The organism is Prevotella pallens ATCC 700821, from assembly GCF_000220255.1.
Lineage (GTDB): Bacteria > Bacteroidota > Bacteroidia > Bacteroidales > Bacteroidaceae > Prevotella > Prevotella pallens.
In genome coordinates this window covers 1,460,033-1,463,459 of sequence record NZ_GL982513.1, presented here as the reverse complement: position 1 = coordinate 1,463,459, position 3,427 = coordinate 1,460,033, and the positions used below count along the sequence as shown (strand labels likewise).

Below are 3,427 nucleotides of genomic sequence, written 5' to 3'. Positions count from 1 at the left end.
CTTAGGCGTGCCCGTGTACTTCGCTGACCCATATTGTTCATGGCAAAAGGGAACTGTTGAGAATACAAATAAATTAATCAGGCAGTATATACCTAAAAAGGATTCGTTTGATAACTATACGGACAAGAGAATTATGTCAATACAAAAGAAATTGAACGAAAGACCAAGAGAAAAATTAAACTTTTCTACTCCTAAGTGTGAGTTCTTTAAACACCTTTTGTAATTTTGCACTTGATGGTTGACTCTGCGAGAGTAACTACTATTAAGATTGCTTATTTGAGATAGATGAATATCAAGATAATAAAAGTAACATAAAAACAAACCTATTAGCTCAATAATATTAGAAAGTAAAACTCTTTAAAGCATGTTTTGCTAACTCGTGATAATGAGAGCCTAAGTCGCAAAAACGCATTACACATCTATAAGCAGCCTGCTTTACTGCAAGATTGTTTCCATTGAGTGCAACCTCTGCTTGATCAAGAAACTCATTTATCCCTCTTTCGTTAGGCTCTTTCCCATCAGCAAACAGACAAGCTAATGTCTGGAAACCACATATTTGATACAAACTTTTATCTGAAGCAAGGCATTGGTATGCCAAAGATGGGGCAAAATCAATATTTCGAAGCAGATTGAATGACAGAAGTTCTGCAATTTCTTGTGTCGGTATTTGTTCTAACCAGAGATATACTATATCAGCATTTATTTTTTCCGCAGGCATTATGTAAGTTGCAAGTATCTTACATTCTCTGCTATTTTCCTTCCAAAGAGCAATGGCCAAATCGTAATCCTTTCCATATTCCTTTGCTATTTTTCGGAGATTAATCAAATCTATTCCCCAATTCACCTTGTATTCTGCCCCTTTTTCACGCATAGATTGAGCAGTAATACCATTCATAAACAAATGAAACGATTGTTTTATCTGTTTTAGTTTATTGTGTGTTTCTCCTGTTGCCATAAACTATAATCTTTTGAGTATCTCATCATCTGATGAGTATAAGTCTCAGTATAATCTAATTTAACATCAACTATTTGGTTGTTATGCCCGTATTCTAACTTCATAACTGGGTTTATAAAACCTTTATAAGGTGCTATGTTCAATTGCTCATAACGACTCAAGACTTCATTATGTAGTGTCTTATTAACTTTTACAGCATAAGTCTCCACTAGTTCTTTTGCCCTATTAAAATCGCCCATACTTTTTACTCGCTGAATTTCTGCAAGCTGTTGAGCAAATATCTGACGCAAAGCTGCATAATCATTGATACGTACAAATGTCTTAAGCGCTTTCGCCTTACCATCAGGCAACTGTACTAACTCTATAACCTTATCCGATTTTCCTATCTCATACGCCCACCAAGCAATTAATGCACGATTTTGCATGTGCGCTTCTTCTATTTGTTTATTAGGCTTAATACGAGCTAGTTGGGTAATTAATCCATTCATTATATATGAATAATATTGAGCTTTAAAGGCCTCTTCAGATTTTAATAGTCCTAACTCTAACAATTTTCTGTCAGCCATATAATAGAGTCCAAACAAATCTGCTCGTGCTTCTTCAATAGTATTTCCATAATTTTTTAGTGAATCTGGATCTACTCCTGAAAGAAGTTTTCCACTTCCATGCCCCAAACATTCGTGTAAATCTGTGTGTAATTCATCTGTTAAACTACCAAAATTTTCTATCAGTTCTCGTGTTTGAGCATCAATAACAAATTCATCTATGAGTCCATTTCCCTTTGCTGCCATATTATAAGCACATGTGAGATTGGAGATGGTTACACTCTTCGAACCATATTCTGCTCGTATCCAATCGGCATTAGGGAGATTTATACCTATTGCTGATGCTGGATATTCATCTCCCCCAAGCATCGCTGCACATACAACATTGGCAGTAATGCCTTTTACTACTTTCTTTCTGAAACGCTTATCAACAGGTGAGTGATCTTCAAACCATTGTGCGTTAGACGAAATAGTTTTTGTACGCCTTGTTGCCTCTAAATCCTTATAGTGCACTATACCCTCCCAAGATCCTTTCAAGCCTAAAGCATCTCCATATACTTCAATAAATCCATTGATAAAATCTATTTGTCCCTCACATTCTGTAACCCATTTTATAGAATATTTATCAAAGTCCGCAAGTTCACCAGAGGTATAATAATCAATTAATAAATGAATTATATCCTTTTGATTATTATTTTCACAATAGTTTTCTGCTTTCTTCAACCAAAAGACAATTTGCTTAATAGTTTTACCATAACGTCCATCTAATTTCCAAACTATCTCCTCTAGCTTATTTTCACGTTTAACTAAAGTGGAATTTAACCCGAACGATAATTGTTTATTCTTAGCGGTTCTTTTTTTCTCTATATAAAATTGTTCAACCTCCTTTTGGCTTACATTTTCGTAAAAGTTATTCGACGATGTTCGTATAACGTCAGTTCCTTCTGCCCTATTCACTCGTTTGTGCATACATTTAGGATTAAAGATTATTTCGCTCAATATATTCTTATAATCACTAAAAGCTTTTTCAGAACTAATTCCTAATTTATCTTTACCTATCTTATTCAACGCTTCTATAAAATAACTATGCGAAAAGGTAGGTATAAACTTCTCCATCCCATAATGATGATGAATACCATTAGAGAACCAAACTTTTTTCAAATACAACTCTAAGCTTTTAAAGTCATCGCTATCTTCTTTATATCTTTCAACGAAAATATATTCTAAGGCTTCTCTTATCTGTAAGTTGTATTTACCAAATTGATGAAAAGTTATATCACGTCCCCACAATGTTGCTTTTGCTAAACAGTAAATATAAAGTTTTTGTTTTAGTGTAAGGTCATTAAATCCATCTAAACGATAACGCAACATTTGTATATCGCCAAATCGTTCCGAAGAATAACTAAAAGAATCTTCTTCCATTCTTTTATCGCATTTCAACATCAACAACTTCTTTGTTCTTAGGACGCAATGCTTTTAGCTTATATTCACGTGGAGTCATTCCATTTATTCGATAAAAAGATGCGTAGAATGATTGACGATTTGCAAAACCAACCATAGTACTTATATCTTCCATGTTCAGATCTTTATACTTCTTTGATGCAAGAATTGCCATCGCCTCTTCTATTCTAAATTTATTTACGAATGATGTATAGTTCATATTAAACTTTACATTCACAACTGCAGAGATATATCTTGTGTTGGTTTCTAAATCTTCCGCAAGTTGTTTTGCGGAATAGTTCTTATCCCGATACCTCTGTTGAAAGAGTATTATATTCAGAATCTGATCTTTTAACTCTTCCATTAATTTTGGACTTACTAGACCACGATATGTCGCAGCCTTCTCCTTCTTTCCTGTAATATTATACTTTCCCATAATAGCTAATTTAGATAAGTTACTGTTAAGCTGTTTCTTTTGCAAATTTAA

Annotated in this window: 4 protein-coding genes; 1 reads left to right on the top strand and 3 read right to left on the bottom strand. The window is 33.8% G+C overall.

Annotated features, from left to right (window positions below; translation table 11 throughout):
• Positions 1-223 (top strand): IS30 family transposase (locus HMPREF9144_RS13695; RefSeq protein WP_156792525.1); only part of this gene is annotated, 223 nt, incomplete at its 5' end.
• Positions 224-340: 117 nt separating this feature from the next.
• Here the strand turns inward: HMPREF9144_RS13695 and HMPREF9144_RS05630 are convergent.
• The 3 genes from HMPREF9144_RS05630 to HMPREF9144_RS05620 are packed head-to-tail and all read right to left on the bottom strand — an operon-like array spanning position 341 to position 3,376.
• Positions 341-955: a DNA alkylation repair protein gene (locus HMPREF9144_RS05630; protein ID WP_006044945.1), complete on the bottom strand. Its 615-nt coding sequence runs from the start codon at positions 953-955 to the stop codon at positions 341-343.
• Positions 925-2,943: a dipeptidyl-peptidase 3 family protein gene (locus HMPREF9144_RS05625; RefSeq protein ID WP_006044944.1), complete on the bottom strand. Its 2,019-nt coding sequence runs from the start codon at positions 2,941-2,943 to the stop codon at positions 925-927. Before HMPREF9144_RS05625 ends, HMPREF9144_RS05630 begins: the two co-directional genes overlap by 31 nt.
• Complete coding sequence (locus tag HMPREF9144_RS05620; protein ID WP_040595592.1) at positions 2,927-3,376, bottom strand: helix-turn-helix domain-containing protein; 450 nt, start codon at positions 3,374-3,376, stop codon at positions 2,927-2,929. The genes HMPREF9144_RS05625 and HMPREF9144_RS05620 overlap by 17 nt, the downstream gene beginning before the upstream one ends.
• Positions 3,377-3,427 lie beyond the last annotated feature (51 nt).